We start from the raw sequence: 20,724 nt of genomic DNA, 5'->3' as shown, positions 1-20,724 counted from the left end.
GCGGGGGGGGCCGGGCCCCGGGGGCGCGCACCGCGGCCGGGGGGGGCCCCCCTAGGGGTCCACCCCCCCGACCGCCGTTCACCAGGAGAGTGGGTAGCGGACCGGGTGTCCGCCGATCCGGCCCGGCAGCAGGCCGACGGCGACCAGCAGGGTGGTGGCCAGGACGAGCAGCGGCAGGAAGGGCACGGGGTGCGGGGCTTGCAGGACCACGATGACGGCGGTGGCCGCCGCGGGGGAGTGCGAGAGGTGGGTGAGCAGCATCGCGCCGAGCGCGAGTCCGGCGGCGATCGCCGCGCCCCAGGCGGTGCTGCCGGTGACGGCCAGGGTGGCGTAGCCGAGCGTGGCGGACAGCAGCTGGCCGCCGATCAGGTTGCGCGGCTGGGAGATCGGCAGCCCGGGTGCGCCGTGCACCAGTGCGGCGCTGGCCGCCAGGGGCGGGATCAGCAGCGGCTGGTGGAGCAGCACGCCGATCCCGACCAGCACGAGCAGGGCGCCGACGGCGTAGACGGAGTCCCGCAGCACGTGCAGCGGGTGCGGCCGCGGGCGGGCGCCGGTGGCGGGCGGTATGCCGGGGGCGGGCGGTGGGGACGGCGGGGCGGGCATGTGCGGGTGGCTCCGGGTGGAAGACGGGGGACCCGCCGATGATAAACAGACTGTTGAAGGAGAGGTAGGACGTTTTGCCTGCTGGGCACATTGTCGAGACGGGATCCGAGGAGCACCGTGTGATCGCACCCACCCCACCGGCCGTCACCGTCTTCCGGGACGTCCGCCCCTTCGGCGCCGCCGAGGCCGTCGACCTGGTCGCCGTGGACGGCGTCCTCGCCGAGCGCGTCCCGGACGGCGCGGCGCCGCAGATCGTCGAGGGCGCCGGCCGGATCGCCCTGCCCACCCTGGTCGACGCCCACATCCACCCCGACAAGACCGCCTGGGGCGAGCCCTGGTACAGCCGCCGCCCGGCCGGCTCGCTGCCCGAGTACGTCCAGGGCGACGTCGAGCTCCACCGGCGGCAGCGCACCCCGCTCGCCGAGCGGGCCCACCGGCTGCTGGCCCACGCGGTGACCCGTGGCACCCGGGCCGTCCGTGCCCACGTGGACGTCGCCCCCGCCTTCGGCCTGGCCGGGGTCACCGGGCTCGCCGAGGTGCGGGAGCGGCTGGCGGGCGCGCTGGACCTCCAGCTGGTCGCCTTCCCCCAGCACGGGGTGCGGCGCACGCCCGGGGCGGGTGAGCTGCTGGCCGAGGCGGCCGCGAGCGGGCTGATCGACGCGATCGGCGGAATCGACCCGGCCGGGTTCGACGGCGGCCCGGACGGCACCGGCCCCGCCCAGCTGGACCTGCTCTTCGGCCTGGCCGAACAGTACGGCCTGCGGCTCGACATCCACCTCCACGACCGGGGCGAGCGCGGCCTCGGCCCACTGCGCGAGATCGCCGCGCGGACCGCGGCGGCCGGTCTCGCCGGGCGCGTGGTGGTGAGCCACGCCTTCTGCGTGCCCGAGCTGACCGGCCCGCCGCTGGCCGGACTGGCCGAGCTGCTGGCAGGGTCGGGGGTCGGGCTGACCACCGTCGCGCCCTCGGCCCACCAGGTGCTGCCGTTCCGCGTCCTGCGGGAGCACGGCGTGCGGGTCGGCCTCGGGTCGGACGGCGTGCGCGACTCCTGGAGCCCGTACGGCAACGCGGACCTGCTGCACCGCGCCCACCTGCTCGGCTGGACCACCGACGCCCGCACCGACGGGCAGCTCGCCGACTGCTTCGCCCTGGCCGCCGACGGCGGCGCCGAACTGCTCGACCTGCCGCCGGTGACCCTGGCGCCCGGTTCGCCGGCCGACTTCATGCTGCTGACCGGCGAGTGCCTGCCGCAGGTCGTGGTCGACCTCCCGCCGCGCGAACTCGTCGTCCGGGCGGGGCGCGTGGTGGCCCGCGAGGGGCGGTTCACCGGCTGACCTTCGGCCCCGCCCCTGCGTGGCCCCCGCCTGCCCGCGCCCGGCACCGGTTCGTCCGGTGCCGGGCGTCCGGCTTTCCGGGCGCCCGGCTGTCCGTCCGTCTGTCCGGCCGTCCGACTACTCGGCCTTGAGGTGCGCCAGCGTGACGATCAGCCGGTCGGCGATCCCCTCCGGCCACGGAAAGGCGACCGTGACCGCCCGCTGGTGGGCCAGCCCGTGCAGGCCCAGCCAGAGGGCCACGGTGTCCGCGAACGCGTCGTCGCTGCTGGACGCGCCCGTGGCCACGCACGCCTCCAGGGTCTCGACGAACAGCTGCAGCAGCTCCTGGCCGAGGGTGCCCATCTCCTCCGGCGTCACGGTGGTGTCCTGGAGCGCGGGCACCCAGACGCCGCCGAACATGGTGCGGTACCGCTCGGGGTGCTCCCGGGAGTACGCCAGGTAGGCATGGCAGAGGGCGGTGAGCCGCTGTCGGGGGTCGTCGTCGGCCGCGTCGACGGCGGTGCGCAGCCGGGCCTCCATCTGTTCGAAGGCCTGTCGCACCACGGCCAGCATGATGGCCGGCTGGTCGGGGAAGTGGCGGTAGATCGAGGGGGCCGCGATGCCGACCCGGCGGGCGACCGAGCGCAGGGTGACGGCGGTCTCGGTGCCGGCCTCGTCGAGCAGTTCGACCGCGGCGGCCACGATGTCCGCGCGCAGGCGGGCGCCTTCCCCGCGACGGTTGCGGGCACGGACGGGGGCTGTGCTCGATTCGTTTCCCATGGCGTGAGCTTACAGGTGAAAACTTACGAACGGCAGCTCTTGTCAGTCGTGAGCTTACGTGTGTAACTTTACGGCTGTAGTCACCGCACCGCAGAGCCGAACGGAGCACACCGTGAACAACGCCGTCGTCACCCACGCCACCGAGGTCGTCCTGCCGGGCGAGGTCGAGCCGAGCGGCCTGCGGCTGCGCACCCGCGACCTCCCGCCGCCGAGCGCGGGGCACGTACTGCTCCGGATGGACGCCACCGGGGTCTCCTTCGCCGAGCAGCAGATGCGCCGCGGCAAGTACTACGACCAGCCGCCCTTCCCCTTCGTGCCCGGCTACGACGTGGTCGGCACCGTGGTCGCGACCGGCCCCGGCGTCGACCCCGCGATGGTCGGGCGCCGCGTCGCCGCCGTCACCAAGACCGGCGCCTGGGCCAGCCACCTGCTGCTCGACGCCGCCGACGTCGTCCCGGTGCCGGACGGCGTGACGGCCGCCGACGCGGAGACCGTCGTGGTCAACGGCGTGACGGCCTGGCAGATGCTGCACCGGACCGCGAAGGTGCGCCGGGGCGGCACGATCGTCGTGCTCGGCGCCAACGGCGGCGTCGGCTCGACCCTGGTCCAACTGGCCCGGCACGCCGGGATCACGGTGATCGGCACGGCCTCCGGGCGGCACCACGACACCGTCCGCGCCCTGGGCGCGACCCCGGTCGACTACCGCGACCCCGAGCTGTACCGGCGCATCCGGGAGCTCGCGCCGGACGGCGTCGACGCGGTGTTCGACCACGTCGGCGGCGCCGGACTGGAGCAGTCCTGGTCGCTGCTGCGCCGCGGCGGGGTCCTGGTGTCCTACGGCACCGCCGCCACCAAGGACGAGGCCGGCAACTCCCAGCTCCCGGTGTTGAAGCTGTTCGCCCGGCTGGCGCTGTGGAACAACCTGCCCAACGGCCGGTCCGCGCACTTCTACAACTTCTGGGCGGGCAAGCGCCGCCCGGCGGCCTTCCGGGCCCGGCTGCGCGAGGACCTCACCCAGGTGCTGGCCCTGCTCGCCGACGGCACGCTCACCGCCCAGATCGCCGCCGAGTTCCCGCTCGACGAGGCCGCGGCCGCGCTCGCCCTGGCCGAGTCGCGCACCGTCGCGGGCAAGGTCGTCATCGTCCCCTAGTCGGGGGCCGGCGTCGGCCGGATGCCCGAAACCCCTTCTGCCGCACCAGGATTGGAGCTCCACCCATGGTCGACCCAGCTGCCGCCCGGACCGTCCGCCGCCGCTGGTGGTGGTCCCTGTGGGGCCTGATGGCGGTGTCGGCGGTCGGCATCGCGGCCGTCTTCGTCCCGCCGTACCTGACCGGATCCTCGTACGCGCCCATCGACCGGAGCATCGTCGGCTACTACGCGAGCCTCGTCGTCCACGCGGGGCCGGCCGGACTGACGCTGATCATCGGGCCGTTGCAGTTCGTGCCGCGCCTGCGGACCCGCTACCCCCGGCTGCACCGGATCGCCGGCCGGGTGTACCTGGTCTCCGTGGTGGCCGCCTCGGCCGCGGCCCTCTACGCCAGCACGGTGTCGCCGAGCGGCTTCCCGCTCCAGGTCGCCTTCTTCCTGCTGACGGCGGCGTGGCTGTACACCGCGGCCCAGGCCTACCGGACGATCCGGCGCGGCGAGGTGCAGCTGCACCGGATCTGGATGATCCGGAACTACGCCCTGACCTTCGCCGCGGTGACCCTGCGGATCTACCTCCTGGCCGGCCTGGCGCTGGCGAAGGTCGTCCCGTCCCTGACGTTCCGGGACGTGTACACCACGGCGGGCTGGGCGGCAGTCCTGGGCAACGTGCTCGTCGCGGAGTACGTCATCGTGCACCGGACGCTGGAGCGCTCGACCCGCCGGCGGCGCGACGCTTCCGCCCCGGTGGCCGTCGCGGGCACGGCGGGCACGGCGGCCTCGACGGCCCAGCGGGCCTGATCGGCTTGACCGGCCCGAGCGGCCGTCCGGGCCGAGCCGGCCGGCCGTCGGTCAGGCGGTGTCGGCGGCGGCCGCCGCGATGCGGGCCTCGATCTCCGTCAGGATCGGCCGGTAGGCCTCCTCGTAGGTGCGCATCCGGTCCAGGCACTCGGCGAACAGCCGCCGGGAGCGGGACCTGCGGTGGGGCATCAGGTCGTAGCGGCGCAGGCGCACCGAGCGCATGTCGACCATGAACCCGGGCCGGCAGCGCACGCCGTGGGCGTGCCGGACGGTCTCCTCGGCCTCGCGCAGCAGGCTCAGGTAGGCGTCGTGGCCGACCTTCCAGCGGGCGGCCTCCTCCGGGGTGCCGGGCACCGCGACGCCGCGCAGGGGCGGCAGGGCCGGGTCGGCGATGTCGTAGAGGGTGAACTCCAGCCCCTCGGGCGCCTGGGCCCAGGACATCACCCGCCACGGCCACGGGATCAGGGTGTAGGTGCGGTGCTGTACACGGATCACGCGGTTCCCCCCGGTGTCGGTGCGCATCGGTCCGGCGGCCGGGGCCTGCTGCCCCGGGCCTGGCGTCAGCGTAGAGGATGCCGCGGGCGCGGTGGAGGCCGTCGGCGCATCGGTCCGGCGGTTGATCATCGGGCGTCAAGTTGTCTGTACAGCTCCGGGTTTCTTGACGGCCACCGGCCGGACACCGGACTCCGCCGCTGCGTCCACCTCGGTCTCGTAGACCTGACGGGTCCGACACGAACGGCCGCTCCCGGGCCGGTGCCGGAGCCCCCCAGTCCGTCAGCAAGGAGCCCCACCCCATGAGTCCGAAGCCCGAACTGTCGCGCCGCAGCCTCCTCGGCGGCGCGGCGGCGGCCGCGGTGCTGTCCGCCCTCCCGCTCAGCGTCCAGCAGGCGCTCGCCGCGCCGGCCCGGCCCGGACGGCTGGCCGACATCGAGCACGTCGTGGTGTTCATGCAGGAGAACCGCGCGTTCGACCACTACTTCGGCACCCTGGCGGGTGTCCGGGGCTTCGGGGACCGCACCGCCGTGCGCGGCGTCGACGGGCGCTCGGTGTTCCACCAGCCGGACCCGAGCCGCAAGGAGGGCCACCTGCTGCCCTTCGCCATGAACGCCGCCCACACCAACGCCTACCAGCAGGGCGCGCCCGCCTTCGGCTTCGTCGACTCGATGAACGCCTGGAACGACGGCCGGGCCGACGGCTCGGTCACCCGCCGCTCCTCCGGCTGGCTCGGCCAGGGCTACTACGAGTCCGCGGACATGCCCTTCTACCACGCGCTGGCCTCGGTGTTCACGGTCTGCGACGCCTACTACGCGTCCGTGCAGTGCAACACCAACACCAACCGCGAACACCTGATGACCGGGACCAGCGGCGGCACCGTGCGGGACACCCCGGTCACCGACAACACCGAGATCCCCGGCGGCTACGAGTGGACCACCTACGCCGAGCGCCTGGAGCGGGCCGGCGTCAGCTGGAAGACCTACCAGGCCCTCGACAACTTCGACGACAACGCGCTCGCCTGGTTCGCCCCCTTCGTCAAGGCCAAGCCCGGTGAGCCGCTGTACGAGCGCGGCATGCGGGCCGTCGGCGACCCGGCGAAGAAGGACGACCCGTTCGCGATGGGCGACGCCCTGGTCGAGGCCTTCACCGCCGACGTCCAGGCCGACCGGCTGCCGCAGGTGTCCTGGATCGTCGCCCCGGCCGCGCTCTCCGAGCACGCCAACTACGCGCCGCCGAACGGCGAGCACCTCACCGCCCGGCTGCTGTCGGCGCTGGCCGCCAGGCCGGAGGTGTTCCAGAAGACCGTCTTCATCCTCAACTACGACGAGCACGGCGGCTTCTTCGACCACCAGCTGCCGCCCGTCCCGCCGCTGGCCGCCGGGCGCGGCAGGTCCAACGTGCCGGTGGACGGCGAGGTCGTGGTCCGGGTGGGCAAGGCCGGGAAGACCTACCACCGGGTGGTCGGCCAGGACGGCCGGTACCGGGTGAAGGCCGCCGACGGCACGCTCGGCTGGTCCGACACCCTGCCCGCCGGGGAGACCCTGCTCTCCGGCCCCTACCCGATGGGCCTGGGCGTACGGGTGCCGATGGTGGTGGTCTCGCCGTGGACCCGCGGCGGCGTGGTCGACTCCACCGTCTACGACCACACCTCCGTGCTGCGCTTCCTGGAGCAGCGCTTCGGCGTCCAGGAGCCCAACATCAGCCCCTGGCGGCGCTCGGTCTGCGGCGACCTGACCCAGGTCTTCGACTTCTCCGGCCGCAACCCCGTCTGGCCGCAGCTGCCCGACACCAGCGGCAACCGGCAGAAGGTGGTCGACACCGGCAAGCTGCCCGCCCCCGCCGTGCCCAGCCCGCAGACCTTCCCGCAGCAGCAGCGCGGCACCCGCTCCGCCCGCCCCGCGCCGTACGACCTGCTCGTCAAGCCGCGGCTCAAGGGCGACGAGCTGACCCTGGACTTCGTCAACCAGGGCCGCCAGGGCGCGGTGTTCGCGCTCTACCCGGCCCCCGGCGAGGCGCCCCGGTACTACACGGTGGCGGCGAAGAGCCGGCTGTCGGACGTCTGGAAGGTCGGGCCGCAGGGCTACGACCTGCGGGTGCACGGCCCCAACGGCGCGCTGTGGCACCTGCGCGGCGACACCGCCTCGGCGTACGAGGTGTCGCTCTCCGAGGAGCGCGGCGGCAAGGTGCTGGAGGTCGACGTCATCAACCGCTCGCGCACCGCCCGGACCTTCCTGGTCGGCGACCTCGCCTACGGTGACGGACTGCGCGAGGTGCGGGTCCCGGCCGGCGACGACCGGACCGTCAACGTCGCCGTGGGGCCCGAGGGTTGGTACGACGTCGCGGTGGGCGTCCTGGACGACCTGGGCTTCCGCCGCCGGATCGCCGGCCGCTTCCCGTGGGACGACCGCACCGTCACCGACCCGGCCCTGGGCCTGGCCGACCCGCTCACCGTGAACGTCGCCCTCGGCGCCGCCTCCACCACCATCGACGAGCCGGTCCTGCTGCCCGGCCGCCCGGCCAGGGTCACCGCGACCTTCGCCGCCACCGAGGCGCTCACCCGCTTCGAGGCCCGGCCGCTGCTCCCGCCCGGCTGGACGGCCACCGCCGTCACCGCGCCGCCCGCCGCCCTCGCCGCCGGTGCCACCGCGACCGCGGTCTGGGACGTCACCCCGCCCGCCCAGCTGCCCGCCGGCGCCACCCACCGCCTGCTGGTCACCGCCCGTGCCCTGGCCGGCGGCCGCTTCGCCGTCGCGGACGGCGAACTCGCCGCCCGCCCGGCCCCGGTGATGACCGGCCACCTGCTGGACGAGGACTTCGAATCGCTGGCCGGTGCGCTCCGGCCCGAGGGCGGCGTGCTCGGCTGGACCGCCCGGGCGCCCGAGGGCTGGTCGGTGGTCAACGCCCCCGGCATGCCGCAGGGCACCGTCCGGCTCCAGGGCTGGACCTTCCACACCAAGCGCGAGTGGACCGTGCCCGCCGGGCAGGACCGCGGCAACTTCGGCCGTGCCCTGGGCGTCGTCGCCGTCGCCGACCCGGACGACTGGGACGACACCGGCTCGCCGTCCCGCAAGGGCGTCTTCGACTCCACCCTGGTCTCGCCCGCCGTCCCGGTCCCGGCCGGCACCGCCACCCTCCACCTGGCCTTCGACTCGCACTACCGCCAGGAGGCCCCGCAGAAGGCCGCCGTCACCGCGGTGTTCGACAACGGGACCGAGACCCGGCTGGTCTTCTACAGCGCGGACGCCACCGGCAACGACAACGCGGGCAAGGACGCCCAGAACGTCCAGGTCGTCCGGCAGTTCGCGGTGCCGGCGGGCGCGCGTTCGGTGACGTTGAAGTTCCGGATGTACGACGCGGGCAACAACTGGTACTGGGCGGTGGACCACATCCGGCTGGACACCCGCCCGATCACGGGCTGACCCGGGCGCGCCGCGCGGGTCGGCGCCGCGCCCGGCGCGGTCGCCGTTCCCGGCCGTGGGCAGGGCGGTTCAGCCCGTGGGGATGCCGACCTGGTCGCGTTCGAGGGCGGCGCGCAGGGTGGCGAGCGCCCCGGCCGCGGCGGACAGCGCGGCGGCGTCGAGGGTGTCCGCGAGCAGCTCGGCCAGGCCCTCGGTGACGGTCCGCTCCGCTGCCTCGACGAGCCGGGTGCCCTCGTCGGTCAGGACCAGCAGCGAGGACCGGCGGTCCGCCGGGTTCGGCCGCCGGGCGGCCCACCCCTGCTTCTCCAGGCGGTCGACGCCCTTGCTGGTCGCCCCGACGCCGATGGCGAACTCGGCGGCGAGGTCGGCCACCCGGCACCCGGGGTGGCGGTGCAGGTAGCCCAGGAACTCGTACTGCGAGGTGACGATCCCGTGCCGCTCGCGGAGCCGGTCGTTGAGGGCGTTGTACAGCCGCGTCTCGCACCGCACCAGGTCGGCGAAGAACCCGGCGAGGCCGGCTGCGGAGCGGGCGCCGTTCAATGTATCTTCCATGGCATATAGTGTACGGGAAGCTACTCAGCCAGGAGTGTGCCATGAGCAGGGAACAGCGCAGCCGGGTCGACGCGATGCTGCGGCAGTCGGCGCCCACCGGGCCCCGGTCGGTGGAGGAGATCAGGGCCGGCTTCCGGGCCCTGATGGCGGGGATGATCGTGCCCCACGACGCCATCCGCACCGAGCCGACGACCCTCGGCGGCCGGCCGGCCCTGCGGGTCCGGCCCGAGGGCCCGGAGGGGGACGGTTCGGATCGTGCTCCGGAAGGCGGGACGGACGCGACGATCCTGTACTTCCACGGCGGCGGCTGGGTCTTCGGCTCCCCCGAGACCGCCCTCTCGCTGACCGGGAACCTGGTGGCCAGGACCGGGGTCGAGGCGTACTCACCGGACTACCGGCTGGCCCCCGAGCACCCCTTCCCGGCCGCCGTCGAGGACTGCCTGAGCGCCTACCGGGCCCTCCTCGACCGCGGCGGGGACCCGGCCGCCATCGTCCTCGCGGGCGACTCCGCCGGCGGCGGACTCGCCGTCACCACCTGCCTCGCCGCGCGGGACGCGGGCCTGCCGCTGCCCGCCGCCGTACTGGTCCTCTCCCCGGGCCTCGACGCCACCCGGAGCGGCGAGAGCATCCGGACCAAGGAGGGCATCGACCCGATCTTCACCCGCGCCGCACTCGACCGCACCGGAGCCATGTACCTCGGCGGGGCCGACCCGCGGCAGCCGCTGCTCAGCCCGGTCCTGCACGCCGACCTGACCGGGTTCCCCCCGATGCTGATCCAGGTCGGCGCCAACGAACTGCTGCTGGACGACTCCACCCGCCTCGCCGCGCGGGCGCGCGAGGCGGGCGTGGACGTCATCCTCGACGTCACCGCCGACGTGCCGCACGTGTTCCAGGCCTTCGCCGGCGTCCTCGACGAGGCGGACGAGGCCCTCGACCGCGCCGCCCTCTTCCTGCGCCAGCGGCTCCGGGCCGGGCGGGCCGGAACCGCCGCGGGGACCTCGGTGGAGTAGGTGCGGAGCCCTGGCGGCGTAGGCGCGGGCCGGGGCTGAGCAGGCGCGGGTCGGGGTCGGGGTCGGGGTCGGGCTAGGGGTCAGACCGCGGCGCCGGCCCGCGCCAGGCGCAGCAGGTAGGCGCCGGAGGCGGCGGCCAGCAGGCCCATGCAGGCGGCGAACACCAGACCGGCGTGGGCCAGCCCGAGCGGCCCGGTGAGCAGCCCGACGCCGATCACCGGGACCGAGATGCCGAAGTAGCCGACCACGAAGAGGGCCGAGAGCGCCCCGCCGCGGTGCTCCGCCGGGCTCGCGGCGGCGACCTCGCCCACCGCGCCGCGCAGCCCCATGCCCTGCCCGGCGCCGCCCACCAGCGCGGCCGACACCAGCAGCGCCAGGACGGCCCACGCCAGCGAACCCGCCAGCAGCGCCAGACCGGCGATCAGCACCAGGCAGCCCAGCGGTACGGCCCGCGCCGTGCCCAGCCGGGGGACGAGCAGCTGACCGAGGGTCGAGGCCAGGAAGGCCGACGAGACGATCAGGCCGACCGCCGCGCGGTTGTGCACGTCCAGCCCCTCGGCGAGGAAGGCCGGGGCGACCGAGGTGAACAGCCCCAGCAGGGAGAACCCGGCGAAGGCCGCGATCCCGGCCGGCACGAACACCCGCCGCACCTCCGGCGGCAGGCTGGGTCGGACCGGTCGGGCGGTGCGCAGCGGACGGGCGCCGACCACCGTCTCCGGCAGTCGCAGCAGCACGCCGAAGGCGGCGGCGAGCAGCACCAGGTGCGCCACGAAGGGCAGCACCAAGGGGTACGGCGCGTACTGGGAGAGCAGCCCCGCCACCAGCGGGCCGCAGCCCAGGCCGCCCATGTTGGCGGCCGTCGCGACGAAGCCCGCCCGTCCCCGGCGGCCCGGCGGTGCCAGCTCCAGCACGTACGCCGTGGCGGTGCCGGTGAACACCCCCGCCGACAGCCCCGACAGCAGCCGCCCCAGGCAGAGCAGCAGCACGCTGTCCGCGGCCAGGAACACGACGGCGCTGCAGGCCGCGCCGACCAGCCCGAAGACCAGCACGGGCCGGCGCCCGACGGCGTCGGACACGTTCCCGACCAGCAGCAGCACCCCGATCACCCCGAAGGCGTACACGGCGAACACCACCGTCACCGTCAGTTCGGAGAAGCCGATCCGCTCCTGGTAGAGCCCGTACAGCGGGGTGGGCAGGGTGGTCCCGGTCATGCAGACCGCGAAGGCGAAGGCGGCCAGCAGGTAGCCCACCGGGGAGACGACGGGACCGGCAGTCCGATGATCAGTCACCAACCCACGATAGGCACCCGGGCCGTACGGGCCCACGGCGTACGGGCGCGCACTGGGCCGACCGGCCGTACGCCCGCCCGGCACCTGGACGGTGGCGCCTCCGGGGCCTCCCGGCACCGCCGTCGGCCCGGCGGCCGACCGTGCGTGGGCCGGGTCAGGGCGTCGCGGCCCAGCCGACGACACCGACCAGCAGGCAGACGCCGGCCGCCAGCAAGCAGCCGAGGCCGGCCCACAGGAGTCGGCGCACCGCCTTGTTGTGCTGCGGGAACAGCCCGGCCGGGAGCCGGCCGCCGGTCGGCAGGGTGCCGACGGCCAGGCAGAGCAGCCAGAGGCCGAACGCGGCGACCGGGATCACGGCGAGCAGTCCGGCCAGGTCGCCGGTCGCGTAGGCGAGGCCCGTGCTGTGGGAGCCGCCGTCGCCGTATTCGACGGGCAGGACGGCGCCGAGGTGGTGGGCGCCGTCGATCGGCGAGCCCTCGACCACCGTTCGGCCGTCGTCGGAGCGGAACGCGCCGGCGCAGGAGGTGATCAGCCCGGGCTTCGCCGGGTTGTCGCCCCAGCAGCGCTCCACGGTCAGCTCGCCCGGTCGGCCGCTGAGGCGGGCCGCGTAGGCGAAGGCGGTGCCGGCGGCCCGGCCGCCCAGGAGGCCGAGGGCGACGGCCGCCGCACCGAGGACGAGCAGGGCCAGGAAGCCCGCGCCCCGGCTCTGCGGTTGCCGCAGGGAGGTGGCGGACTGTCGGGCGGTCGCGGATTGCCGGGCGGTGGCGGACTGTCGGGCGGTGCCGGATTGCCGGGGGGTGCGGGATTGCCGGGCGGTGCGGGATTGCCGGGGGGTGCGGGATTGCCGGGCGGTGCGGGATTGCCGGGCGGTGCTGGATTGCCGGGCGGTGCGGGACTGCCGGGCGGTGCGGGACTGCCGGGCGGTGTGGGCCGACCTGTTCCTGCTGCTCATGACCGGTTCCGCTGTTCCTCGCCGTCGAGTCGCCCCCGGCCGGGTGGGGCCGCCGGGAACGATGGGGGGACGATCATGTCAGACCGCCTCCGCAGCGGAACGGTTGGTGCGCGCCGCGGGCTGAGGCCGGGGGAGAGGGGGCGCTCAGAGCCTGTCGGCCGCGCGGACCCGGTGGAGGTGGATCAGCACGTCGTAGCTGCCGCCGAGGGCGAGGGTGGGCAGCGGCGTGCTGGTGAAGGTCGTGCCGGCGTCGTAGGTGGGGCGGGCGGTGTCCAGCCAGGTGCGGGCGGCGGGCGGGGCCTGGCGCAGGTCGAGGTAGTAGTCGCGGGGGCGGACCCGGTCGAGGAGGTACTCGTTCATGCCGAGGGTGGCCGGCGGCACGGTGGTGCTGCGCCAGTCGTCGGCGAAGGGGTCGGCCTCGGTGAGGAAGGAGCCGCTGCCGAAGGTGAAGCCGATGCCGACGTAGCCGGCGCCGAGTGCCTCGCGCAGGTGGGCGCCCTGCGGCGTGGGGTAGAGGACCGGGTCGCTGGACCGGTAGCCGACGTGGCCGTTGTGCGCGGAGAGCAGCACCTTGCCGCCGTGGCGGCGCTGCCACCACAGGGTGTTGTCGGCCATCGCCCGGTCGCGGAGCACCTGGGCGGCGACGACGGAGCCGCTGTCGTCGACCTGCATGGTGGTGAAGGCGAAGGTCCGGGCGATGTTGCGGGCGTGCTGGACGGCCCACTCGTAGTCCGCGTCGCCGTCCCGGCCGGCGGCGGCGACCAGGTCCAGCGCCTGCTGCGCCAGGTCCGCGTTGCGCCGGCGCTCGGGCAGCGGGGTGCGGCTGATGTAGCCGATGGCGTCGGTGAACGGCCGCAGGGCGGCGTAGGACTGCTCGACGCTCGACAGCGAGGCGGGGGCGGCCTTCCGCAGGTAGGCGGTGACCTCGGAGAAGGGCTGCTCGCCGATCCCGGGGAAGCCGAGGTCGGTGCCCACGAAGTGGACCGGGTGCTGAGGGCCGCTCCGGTTGTACGCCCGCATCCAGCTGATGAGGTCGGCGAACTCGCGCCGCTGCCAGGGCGATCCGGCCATCACCCGGCGGACCAGCGTACGGGCGTCGCCGTCGCCCTGGCCCTGCACGAACGCGTCGATCAGCAGGCCCGCCGACCAACTGGCCTCCAGGGCGAAGGTGGTGAAGCCCTTCTCCTCGACCAGGTAGCGGAACACCCGGTGCTTCATGGTGAAGAACTCGTGGGAGCCGTGGGTGGCCTCGCCCAGGCCGACCACCCGGGCGTCACCGATCATCGCGCCCAGCGCCCGCAGCCCGGCGGCCGGGGCGTCGGGCTCGGTGGAGCGCAACGGGTGGGCGATCCGGTCGAGTTCGGCGGAGACCGCCGCGGTCTCCGGGACCGGCCGGGAGGCCGTCGGGCCGGCGGCCGCGGTGCCGGCCGTGGCTGCGGTGGCGGTGGCGGCCGTCGCCGGGATGAGCAGGGCGGCCGTCGCCGTCACCGTGGTGGCGGTCAGCAGGGTCCGTCGGTCGATCGGGGTCCGGGTCACGGTCATGATGGCTACTCCACGGCTTGTCGTTTCAACTCGTCCGGCGGTGTGGGCCGGTGAGAGAATCCTCCGCCGAGGAGGGGGTCGGGCGCGCTGGGGAGGGCCGCCAGGTTCTTCGGGGGCAGCCCCCACCCACCCGGGCCCCTTGGGGGCACCTGGACGGTTCCCCTGGGGCCACCTGGACGGATGGGCGGGCGGCTGGTAGGCGGTGGGAGGGCGTCGGGCACGCCCTGCTCCGGGTGCGCTGGGTGCTTGGGGCGCTTGGGGTGCTTGGGGTCAGCAGAGCCGGTCGGCGCGGTGGGTGGGGCGGCCGTCCAGGACGGTGAGCAGGACCGGGACCTCGGCGAGCTCGGTGGCGGGGGTGGTGAGCGGGTCGGCGGCGAGGACGGTGAGGTCGGCCCGGTGGCCGACCGCGATCCGGCCCGCCACCTGCTCCTCGCCCGCCGCGAAGGCCGGGTTGACGGTCATCGCGCGCAGCGCCTCCAGGGCGGTGAGGGCCTGGCGGGGGTTGTGCGGGGGCTGGCCGAGGTCGCGGGTGGGGCGGCGGTGGCGGGCCCCCGCCATGACGCCCAGCGGCGGGTAGGGGGCGATCGGCCAGTCGGAGCCGAGGACGACGGTGGCGCCCGCGTCCCACAGGTCGCGGCAGCGCCAGGCCCGGTCGGCGCGCTCCTCGCCCAGGCGGCGGGACCAGTTGTCGGTGTGGTCGGCGCGGGTGAAGTCGCAGCAGTGGGTGGGCTGCATGGAGGCGATCACGCCCAGCTCGGCGAAGCGGCGCACCACCTCGTCCGGGACGGTCTCGATGTGCTCGATCCGGTGCCGGACGGGGGCGGTTCGGGCGGCTGCTCCCGGGGCCGGGGCGGCCGGGGTGGTCGCGGTGGCGGTCGGGGCGGTGGTTGCGGTGGCCGTCGCGGTGGCCTGCTCGACGGCGTCGAGGGCGTGGCGGACGGCGGCGTCGCCGATGGCGTGGGTGGCCGTCGGTACGCCGGCCCGGTGCAGCTGCCCGATCACCTGGGTGTAGTGCGACGGGTCGGGCCAGAAGGCGTGGGTGGACTCGCCGTGGCAGTCCGGGTGTTCCAGCCAGGCGGTGCCGTTGTCGATCGTGCCGTCCATGAACAGCTTGACGCCGTCCACCCGCCACAACTTCCCGCTGCGGCTCTGGAGTTCGACCAGTTCGTCCAGCCCGTCCCGGTCCACGCCGGGCTGGCACCAGGGGGCGACCCGCAGGCGCAGCGGCAGGTCGCCCGCCTCGTCGAGCTCGGCGTAGAGGGCGAGGCTGTCGCCGCCCGCGTCCATCGCGTGTCCGCCGGTGAGGCCGTTCGCGGCCATGGCGCGCAGGGCGGCGGCCAGGCGCTCACGGCGCTCGGTGCGGGTGGGCCGGGGGGCGGCGCGTTCGACCAGTTCGCAGGCCGCGTCCTCCAGCAGCAGGCCGGTGGGACGGCCGGCGGCGTCGCAGACCACCTCGGCGGCCTGGGCGAAGGTGCGCGGACCGTCCACGCCGGCCAGCTCCAGGGCGCGCGGGCTGGCGAGCATGGAGTGGGCGTCGAAGAGCTGGAGCAGCGCGGGGACGCCGTCGAGGACGGGGGCCAGGGCGGCGGACTCGACCGGGCGGTCGCCGAAGACGTTCGGGTCCAGGCCCCAGGCGTGCAGCCAGGCGCCCGGGCCGAGGCCCTCGACCTCGGCGGCGAGGGCGGCGCGGACGGACGGCAGGTCGGTGCAGCCGGAGAGGTCCAGGCCGTGGGTGAGCTCGGCACCGGTGACCGGGTGGAGGTGGCCGTCGACCAGGCCGGGGGTGACCACGGCGCCCTTGAGGTCGATCACCGTCGTTGCGGCGTCGGCGAGTTCGCGGATCGTCCGGTCGTCGCCCAGGGCGGCGATCCGGCCGTCGACCACGGCGAGCGCGCTCTGCGGGAGGAAGCCGCCGGATGCGGGGTCGAGCAGGCGGGCGGAGAGGAGGACCAGGGAGGTGCGCACGTCGACTCCAGCGGTGGTGCGGGGTGGGGGAGGGAGGGGGAGGGGAGGGGGAACGGGGTCAGGACTGCTCTTCGGTGCGGGATCCGGGCTCGGCGGTGGGGGGTTCCGGCTCGGTGGCGAGGGCCAGTGAGCCTTCCGCCAGGCCGAGTTCACGTTCGGCGGTGGCGGCCGCCAGCCGGATGACGGCCGAGGGGTGGTTGCCCAGGCCGGTGTTGGCATGGGAGGCGAGGCCGTCGATCACCACCAGGATCCGGACGGCGGTGAGGCCCGGGTCCTCGGTGCGGAACTCGCCCCGCTCGACGCCCGCTCGGACGACGCCGGTGAGCCGGCCGCGCCACAGCGACTCCTGGCCGAGCACGCGCTCGCGCAGGACGGGCCGGTAGCGGCTGAGGTGGCGGGCGTTGAGCCAGAGCCGGCTCATGTCGTCGTACGCCGGGCCGGTGGTGCGGGCGAAGAAGCGGGCGAGGTGGTTGAGCGAGCGGCCGTCCGGCGGGTCGGCGGGCAGCAGCGACTCCAGTTCGGCGGTGGCGGCGCTGCCGAAGGCCTCGGCGACCAAGTCCTCCACGGCCGGGAAGTAGTGGCTGATCAGACCGGGTCTGACGTCGAGCTGCTCGGCGATCCGGCGCAGGGTGATGCACTCCAGGCCCTCGGTGAGGGCGACGGTGGCCGCAGCCTCGACGATCTCCGCGCGGCGGTCGTCAGGGGACTTCCGGATCCGTTTGCGCTGAACGCTTGACGTCATGTGCCGGATGCTATTGAGTGTGCGACCAATAAGCAAGCAGGTGGGCACGACACCCCACGGAGGGCCCCCAATGGCGTCCACGCTCCCGGACCACCCCCGGTCCGACTCCCCCATCGGACCACCGCTCCCGCAGCCCGCGCAGTCCCCGAAGTCCGTACAGCTCAGCCAGTCCGGCCAGTCCGAGCAGCCCCCACAGGATCGGGCGGCCGGGCGGGTCGAGGTCCACGGCATCGACCACATCCCCGAGACGGAACGGAGGGGCCGCGCCCGCGAACTCTTCGCGGTCTGGGCGGCGGCCAGCGTCAACTACCTCAATCTGGTGGTCGGCGGCGCCCTGGTGCTGAGCGGTCTCAGCCTGTGGCAGGCCTTCGCGGTGGTGGTCGTCGGCAACCTGTTCTGGCTGGGCACCGGACTGCTGGCCGTCTCCGGACCGGCCGCCGGCGCGCCCAGCGAGGTGATCACGCGGGCGCTGTACGGCGTCCGGGGCAACCGGGTGAACAACGCCGTCACCGGCTGGATGATCTCCGTCTGCTACTTCGCGCTGAACCTCGCGGCGGCCGCCGTCGCGGCGTTCTCCCTCGCCGAGCAGGTCGGGATCACCCCGGACACCCCGATCAAGATCGCCATCGTGATCGCGATCGTGGTGGTCACGTTGACCATCAGCGTCTACGGACACGCCGTGATCGTGCGGCTCTACCTGCCGATCACCCTCGTCCTCGCCGCCGCCTTCGCCGTCGTCGGGTACGCGATCCTCCGGCACGCCGACTTCGGCTGGAGCCAGCCGCAGCCGCTCAGCGGCAGCGGGACGTGGGCGGCCGTCCTGGCCGGCGTCACCCTGATCGCCTCCGGGCCGCTCTCGTACACCACCAGCGCCGACTTCTCCCGCTACCTGCCGGCCGACACCTCCCCGCGTGCCGTGCTCGGTTGGACCGCCCTCGGCGGCTTCCTGCCCAGCGTCGTCGTCGGCGGACTGGGCGTGCTCGGGGCCACCGCCGTCGACATGACCGACCCCCAGGCGGCGCTCCGGACGATCCTGCCCGGCTGGTTCAACCCGGTCTTCCTCCTCTCACTGGTCATCGGCACCGTCGCCGTCAACGCCCTCACCGCGTACAGCGCCGGCCTCGCCCTCCAGGCCGTCGGCATCCGCATCCGCCGCACGCTCAGCGTGCTGGTGGACGGCACGGTCGCCGTCGCGCTGACCCTCTACGCTCTGCTGGTCTCCAACTTCCTGGACACGGTCAGCAACGTGCTCCAGCTGACCGTCGTCCTCCTCGGCCCCAGCACCGCCATCTACGCCGTGGACATCCTGCTGCGCCGCAACCGCTACGACGGGCGGGCACTGACCGACGAGTCGCCGGGCAGCCCGTTCTGGTACCGCGCCGGCGTCAACCCGGCCGGTGCGCTCGCCCTGTTGGCAGGCGTGACAGCCTCGGCCCTCTGTGTCGACACGCTCTACACCGGCCCGATCGCGGCGCTGACCGGCGTGGACCTGGCCCTCCCGGCCGGGATCGCGGTCGCCGCCGTGGTCTACGCCCTGCTGATGCGACGGGTGGTGTCGCGGGGGCAGGCCTGAAGCCGGGGCGGTCGGGCCTGTACGGTCTGCGCCGCAGCCGCAGCCGGAGCCACAGCAGTTCGGTGGGCGGTCCGTCGGTACGTCGCGGGGGGGGGGGGGGGGCGGCCCCGCGCCGCCCCCCCCCCCCCCCCCCCTCGGCCTTGCCCGGTCGTCCTCCGTTCCGTCTCGGTGGCTCAGGTCGAGGTGGTGGGCCGAGGTTCGTCGATGGTGCCGTTGCGGAGCATGGGGAAGGGCGCGGCGGTCCGGAGGCGGGCGAGGGGCTCGGAGGTTACTTCGACCGTCCCGGTCAGGGCGAACCGACGGGGGTGCTGGGCGAACGGTGGTGCGCCCTAGCTGAGTTACTCCGCCGGGTTGCCTCTCCGCCCGGCCGATCGGCGTTGGCTGTCGGCGATCTCGGTTAGGGTGCGGACCGGCTGCGCCTGGCCATTTCAGGGCCGGCGCGAGGGGAGGGGCGTCATGATCGGCGTCGTCGGTGAGGGTTCGCGCGGGGCCGAGGAGCAGGACGGTGAGGGCATCCAGTGGTTGGCGGATGCCGGTGGCGAGGTCAGCGGAGTGGTGTTCGCCCGTGGGATCCCACCGGAGGAACTCGCCCGTCGGATGGGGGCCGACCCGGCTGCGGCCACCGGGCCGATCAGCGGGCGGGAGATCTGGGACCTGGACATCGAGGTCTACCGGCCCGGTGACGACGGCGACGGCGTGATCCGGGTCGGCGAGGCGGACGGCTGGTCCTTCGCGATCGAGTACGGGGACTCCACCGGCGGCGAACTGCTCACCGAGATAGCGCGCGAGGGCGTGGAGGTGGTGCACTTCCGGCCGATGCCGGAGCAGCCGCCCGCCCTGCTCGACTACGCCCGGGACGGCGCCGTGCTGTGCGGCTTCGGGCTGGGGGAGGAGCGGTGGCGCTGGGGCCGGCAGCCCGATCTGCTCGTACCGGAGCTGATCGCCGCGAACGTCCTGGAGGCGGACGGCGTCACCTCCTGCACCCCCGGGCGGGCGCCCGCCGCCGGGGCCCGGCGGCGGACCCTCGGCGCTGTCGGGCGGCGCTTCGGGCTGCGCCTGCCCCGGGCCGTCCTGGGGGAGGTACGGCTGCCGGCGTACGTGGTGCGCGGCAGGCCGGGGCTGGAACTGCACTGAGCCCGGCGGCGGGGACGCCGGCGGGAACGACAGCGGCGCGACGGTGACGGTGCTGATGGCGGCGGCGGTGATGGCGGTCATGACGGTCATGGCGGACTCCCTCCCGGAGCCCCACCGGCGGGGCCCCGATGACCGTCATCCTCGCCTGCGGCCAGCCGCCCGCACATGTGCCGATCGGGAGGTTCCGTCGAGTACAACTCCCTTGCAGGGGTGCCGATCGGCTCACTCGTTGGTTGGACGCACGTCGAGCTGGGGTAGGCCAGGGCCGGCGGCCGGTGCCCGTCTTTAGGCAGGGAGGTCCGCCGTCCGCACACGGGCGGCGGCGCGGCCCAGCCGGAGCGCGGCGATCGGGCTCGGGGAGAAGCCGAGGGCGCAGGCGACGAGCAGGGCGCTGGGGGTGAGGCCCGTGGAGAACAGCGTGAACGCCAGCATGATCGCGGGGACGAGCAGCAGCGGGGAGACCATGAGCACGGCGGCCTGACGCTTCTCCCGGCGCGTCCACTGGCGGGACCTGGTCACCCGGACGGCCGCGACGACGGCCGCGGCGAAGCCGAGCACGGGCCCGGCGACGGGGACCAGAGAGACCGGCAAGGCGAGGACGGCCAGGGCGAGGGTGGCGTTGGTCCAGCGGGTCGTCTCCGGGGCGGGCGGCGTCTGCCCCTCCTCGGCGAGGGCGGCGTCGGCGATCTGCCGGGGGGTGCCGAGCTGCGCCAGGACGGAGCGGACGGCGGCGTCGTCGAGCGGGACGTCGGTGAGCGAGACCTCGATGTGCTCCCGCAGGTCGGCCAGCAGTTCGCGGCGGCGCTCGGGCGGCAGGGTGGCGGTGCCGCGGGCGACGGCGTCGAGGTGAGCGCGGACCAGGGGGTGGTCGACGGGGTTGTTCACGGGTGCTCTCCCGGGGCGAGGACGTGGTCGATGGTGGCGCGGAAGGCGGGCCAGAGCGCGGTGAACTCCGCCAGCGCGCTCTCCCCCGCCTTGGTGAGGGTGTAGTACCGGCGGGACGGGCCACTGGCCGAGTCGCGCAGGAAGGTGTCGGCGAGCCCGGCGCGGCGCAGCCGGGACAGCAGCGGGTAGATGGTGCCCTGGCTGGTCGCCAGCATCGGGTGGCGGCCGAGCTCCTGGAGCAGCTCGACCCCGTAGCGCGGGCCGCCGCGCAGCAGCGCGAGGACGCAGTACTCCAGGACGCCCTTGCGCAGCTGGGTAGCGATCGGGCCGTCGACCGGGCCGGGCTCGTCGCCGCCGTCGGTGCTTGCGATGCCAGGTACCATGCAATGCAAGATAGCAGGCGAAGCAAGGTACCGGCCGGGGGCGGCGCCAGGAGGGCGGGCGCGGGGCGGGGGGCCGGGGTGCGCGCGCGCGGGGCGGGCCCCCGGGGGCGGCGCGGGGGCGGCGCGGGGCGCGCGGGGCGCGC

Annotated in this window: 18 protein-coding genes; 7 read left to right on the top strand and 11 right to left on the bottom strand. The window is 74.9% G+C overall.

Annotated features, from left to right (window positions below):
• Positions 1-78: 78 nt before the first annotated feature.
• The gene (locus ACFWXO_RS17455) at positions 79-603 is read right to left on the bottom strand and encodes an HPP family protein (RefSeq protein WP_380524778.1); all 525 of its coding nucleotides are present in this window, start codon (positions 601-603) and stop codon (positions 79-81) included.
• Positions 604-722: 119 nt separating this feature from the next.
• Here ACFWXO_RS17455 and ACFWXO_RS17450 point away from each other — a divergent pair, with 119 nt between their 5' ends.
• Positions 723-1,937 carry an amidohydrolase gene (locus ACFWXO_RS17450; protein WP_380524777.1) on the top strand — a complete coding sequence of 405 codons (1,215 nt, stop codon included), beginning with the start codon at positions 723-725 and terminating at the stop codon, positions 1,935-1,937.
• Positions 1,938-2,054: 117 nt separating this feature from the next.
• Here ACFWXO_RS17450 and ACFWXO_RS17445 read toward each other — a convergent pair whose 3' ends face one another.
• Complete coding sequence (locus ACFWXO_RS17445) at positions 2,055-2,696, bottom strand: TetR/AcrR family transcriptional regulator (protein WP_380524776.1); 642 nt, start codon at positions 2,694-2,696, stop codon at positions 2,055-2,057.
• Positions 2,697-2,808: 112 nt separating this feature from the next.
• Between ACFWXO_RS17445 and ACFWXO_RS17440 the strand changes: the two genes are divergently transcribed.
• Both ACFWXO_RS17440 and ACFWXO_RS17435 read left to right on the top strand, forming a co-directional pair.
• Positions 2,809-3,846, top strand: coding sequence for a medium chain dehydrogenase/reductase family protein (locus ACFWXO_RS17440; RefSeq protein ID WP_380524775.1), 1,038 nt, complete (start codon positions 2,809-2,811; stop codon positions 3,844-3,846).
• A gap of 65 nt (positions 3,847-3,911) precedes the next feature.
• On the top strand, positions 3,912-4,640 hold the full coding sequence (locus ACFWXO_RS17435) for a DUF2306 domain-containing protein (RefSeq protein WP_380524774.1): 729 nt from the start codon (positions 3,912-3,914) through the stop codon (positions 4,638-4,640).
• 51 nt (positions 4,641-4,691) lie between these two features.
• Here the strand turns inward: ACFWXO_RS17435 and ACFWXO_RS17430 are convergent, their stop codons facing one another.
• Positions 4,692-5,135, bottom strand: a complete 444-nt coding sequence (locus ACFWXO_RS17430; RefSeq protein WP_380524773.1) for a hypothetical protein — start codon at positions 5,133-5,135, stop codon at positions 4,692-4,694.
• Positions 5,136-5,434: 299 nt separating this feature from the next.
• Here ACFWXO_RS17430 and ACFWXO_RS17425 point away from each other — a divergent pair, with 299 nt between their 5' ends.
• Positions 5,435-8,554 (top strand): phosphocholine-specific phospholipase C, encoded by a 3,120-nt coding sequence (locus ACFWXO_RS17425; RefSeq protein WP_380524772.1) that lies wholly within the window; start codon positions 5,435-5,437, stop codon positions 8,552-8,554.
• Positions 8,555-8,623: 69 nt separating this feature from the next.
• Here ACFWXO_RS17425 and ACFWXO_RS17420 read toward each other — a convergent pair whose 3' ends face one another.
• Positions 8,624-9,106, bottom strand: coding sequence for a MarR family winged helix-turn-helix transcriptional regulator (locus ACFWXO_RS17420; protein WP_375886065.1), 483 nt, complete (start codon positions 9,104-9,106; stop codon positions 8,624-8,626).
• A 41-nt stretch (positions 9,107-9,147) separates the two neighbouring features.
• On the opposite strand from ACFWXO_RS17420, the gene ACFWXO_RS17415 reads away from it, so the two are divergent.
• Entirely contained in the window at positions 9,148-10,116 is a 969-nt protein-coding gene (locus ACFWXO_RS17415; protein WP_380524771.1) for an alpha/beta hydrolase, read from the top strand.
• An 80-nt stretch (positions 10,117-10,196) separates the two neighbouring features.
• Here ACFWXO_RS17415 and ACFWXO_RS17410 read toward each other — a convergent pair whose 3' ends face one another.
• The 5 genes from ACFWXO_RS17410 to ACFWXO_RS17390 all read right to left on the bottom strand — a co-directional run bounded on the left by ACFWXO_RS17410 (position 10,197) and on the right by ACFWXO_RS17390 (position 16,606).
• The gene (locus tag ACFWXO_RS17410; RefSeq protein WP_380524783.1) at positions 10,197-11,327 is read right to left on the bottom strand and encodes an MFS transporter; all 1,131 of its coding nucleotides are present in this window, start codon (positions 11,325-11,327) and stop codon (positions 10,197-10,199) included.
• Positions 11,328-11,559: 232 nt separating this feature from the next.
• Entirely contained in the window at positions 11,560-12,357 is a 798-nt protein-coding gene (locus tag ACFWXO_RS17405) for a hypothetical protein (RefSeq protein ID WP_380524770.1), read from the bottom strand.
• Positions 12,358-12,501: 144 nt separating this feature from the next.
• Positions 12,502-13,899 carry an erythromycin esterase family protein gene (locus tag ACFWXO_RS17400; RefSeq protein WP_380524769.1) on the bottom strand — a complete coding sequence of 466 codons (1,398 nt, stop codon included), beginning with the start codon at positions 13,897-13,899 and terminating at the stop codon, positions 12,502-12,504.
• 270 nt (positions 13,900-14,169) lie between these two features.
• Positions 14,170-15,864 (bottom strand): amidohydrolase, encoded by a 1,695-nt coding sequence (locus tag ACFWXO_RS17395; RefSeq protein ID WP_380524768.1) that lies wholly within the window; start codon positions 15,862-15,864, stop codon positions 14,170-14,172.
• Between the two features lie 58 nt (positions 15,865-15,922).
• The gene (locus ACFWXO_RS17390; protein WP_380524767.1) at positions 15,923-16,606 is read right to left on the bottom strand and encodes a TetR/AcrR family transcriptional regulator; all 684 of its coding nucleotides are present in this window, start codon (positions 16,604-16,606) and stop codon (positions 15,923-15,925) included.
• Positions 16,607-16,676: 70 nt separating this feature from the next.
• On the opposite strand from ACFWXO_RS17390, the gene ACFWXO_RS17385 reads away from it, so the two are divergent.
• Together ACFWXO_RS17385 and ACFWXO_RS17380 are read left to right on the top strand one after the other, a co-directional pair.
• Entirely contained in the window at positions 16,677-18,179 is a 1,503-nt protein-coding gene (locus tag ACFWXO_RS17385; protein ID WP_380524766.1) for a purine-cytosine permease family protein, read from the top strand.
• 456 nt (positions 18,180-18,635) lie between these two features.
• On the top strand, positions 18,636-19,313 hold the full coding sequence (locus ACFWXO_RS17380; RefSeq protein ID WP_380524765.1) for a DUF6461 domain-containing protein: 678 nt from the start codon (positions 18,636-18,638) through the stop codon (positions 19,311-19,313).
• Positions 19,314-19,598: 285 nt separating this feature from the next.
• Here the strand turns inward: ACFWXO_RS17380 and ACFWXO_RS17375 are convergent, their stop codons facing one another.
• Both ACFWXO_RS17375 and ACFWXO_RS17370 read right to left on the bottom strand, forming a co-directional pair.
• A complete protein-coding gene (locus tag ACFWXO_RS17375) occupies positions 19,599-20,198 on the bottom strand; it encodes an HAAS signaling domain-containing protein (protein ID WP_380524764.1) in 600 nt (199 codons plus the stop codon).
• Positions 20,195-20,581 (bottom strand): PadR family transcriptional regulator, encoded by a 387-nt coding sequence (locus tag ACFWXO_RS17370; protein WP_380524763.1) that lies wholly within the window; start codon positions 20,579-20,581, stop codon positions 20,195-20,197. Before ACFWXO_RS17370 ends, ACFWXO_RS17375 begins: the two co-directional genes overlap by 4 nt.
• Positions 20,582-20,724 lie beyond the last annotated feature (143 nt).

The organism is Kitasatospora sp. NPDC059088 (assembly GCF_042738155.1).
GTDB lineage: Bacteria > Actinomycetota > Actinomycetes > Streptomycetales > Streptomycetaceae > Kitasatospora.
The sequence above is the reverse complement of the archived record's forward strand: the minus strand, read 5'-3'. Positions and strand labels throughout refer to the sequence as shown.

Excerpts from the sequence above, each read along its gene's own strand:
- ACFWXO_RS17445 (WP_380524776.1), bottom strand. The coding sequence starts at position 2,696 with ATGGGAAACGAATCGAGCACAGCCCCCGTCCGTGCCCGCAACCGTCGC.
- ACFWXO_RS17405 (WP_380524770.1), bottom strand. The coding sequence starts at position 12,357 with ATGAGCAGCAGGAACAGGTCGGCCCACACCGCCCGGCAGTCCCGCACC.
- ACFWXO_RS17435 (WP_380524774.1), top strand. The coding sequence starts at position 3,912 with ATGGTCGACCCAGCTGCCGCCCGGACCGTCCGCCGCCGCTGGTGGTGG.
- ACFWXO_RS17455 (WP_380524778.1), bottom strand. The coding sequence starts at position 603 with ATGCCCGCCCCGCCGTCCCCACCGCCCGCCCCCGGCATACCGCCCGCC.
- ACFWXO_RS17400 (WP_380524769.1), bottom strand. The coding sequence starts at position 13,899 with ATGACCGTGACCCGGACCCCGATCGACCGACGGACCCTGCTGACCGCC.
- ACFWXO_RS17380 (WP_380524765.1), top strand. The coding sequence starts at position 18,636 with ATGATCGGCGTCGTCGGTGAGGGTTCGCGCGGGGCCGAGGAGCAGGAC.
- ACFWXO_RS17415 (WP_380524771.1), top strand. The coding sequence starts at position 9,148 with ATGAGCAGGGAACAGCGCAGCCGGGTCGACGCGATGCTGCGGCAGTCG.
- ACFWXO_RS17390 (WP_380524767.1), bottom strand. The coding sequence starts at position 16,606 with ATGACGTCAAGCGTTCAGCGCAAACGGATCCGGAAGTCCCCTGACGAC.
- ACFWXO_RS17420 (WP_375886065.1), bottom strand. The coding sequence starts at position 9,106 with ATGGAAGATACATTGAACGGCGCCCGCTCCGCAGCCGGCCTCGCCGGG.
- ACFWXO_RS17385 (WP_380524766.1), top strand. The coding sequence starts at position 16,677 with ATGGCGTCCACGCTCCCGGACCACCCCCGGTCCGACTCCCCCATCGGA.
- ACFWXO_RS17410 (WP_380524783.1), bottom strand. The coding sequence starts at position 11,327 with ATGACCGGGACCACCCTGCCCACCCCGCTGTACGGGCTCTACCAGGAG.
- ACFWXO_RS17425 (WP_380524772.1), top strand. The coding sequence starts at position 5,435 with ATGAGTCCGAAGCCCGAACTGTCGCGCCGCAGCCTCCTCGGCGGCGCG.
- ACFWXO_RS17370 (WP_380524763.1), bottom strand. The coding sequence starts at position 20,581 with ATGGTACCTGGCATCGCAAGCACCGACGGCGGCGACGAGCCCGGCCCG.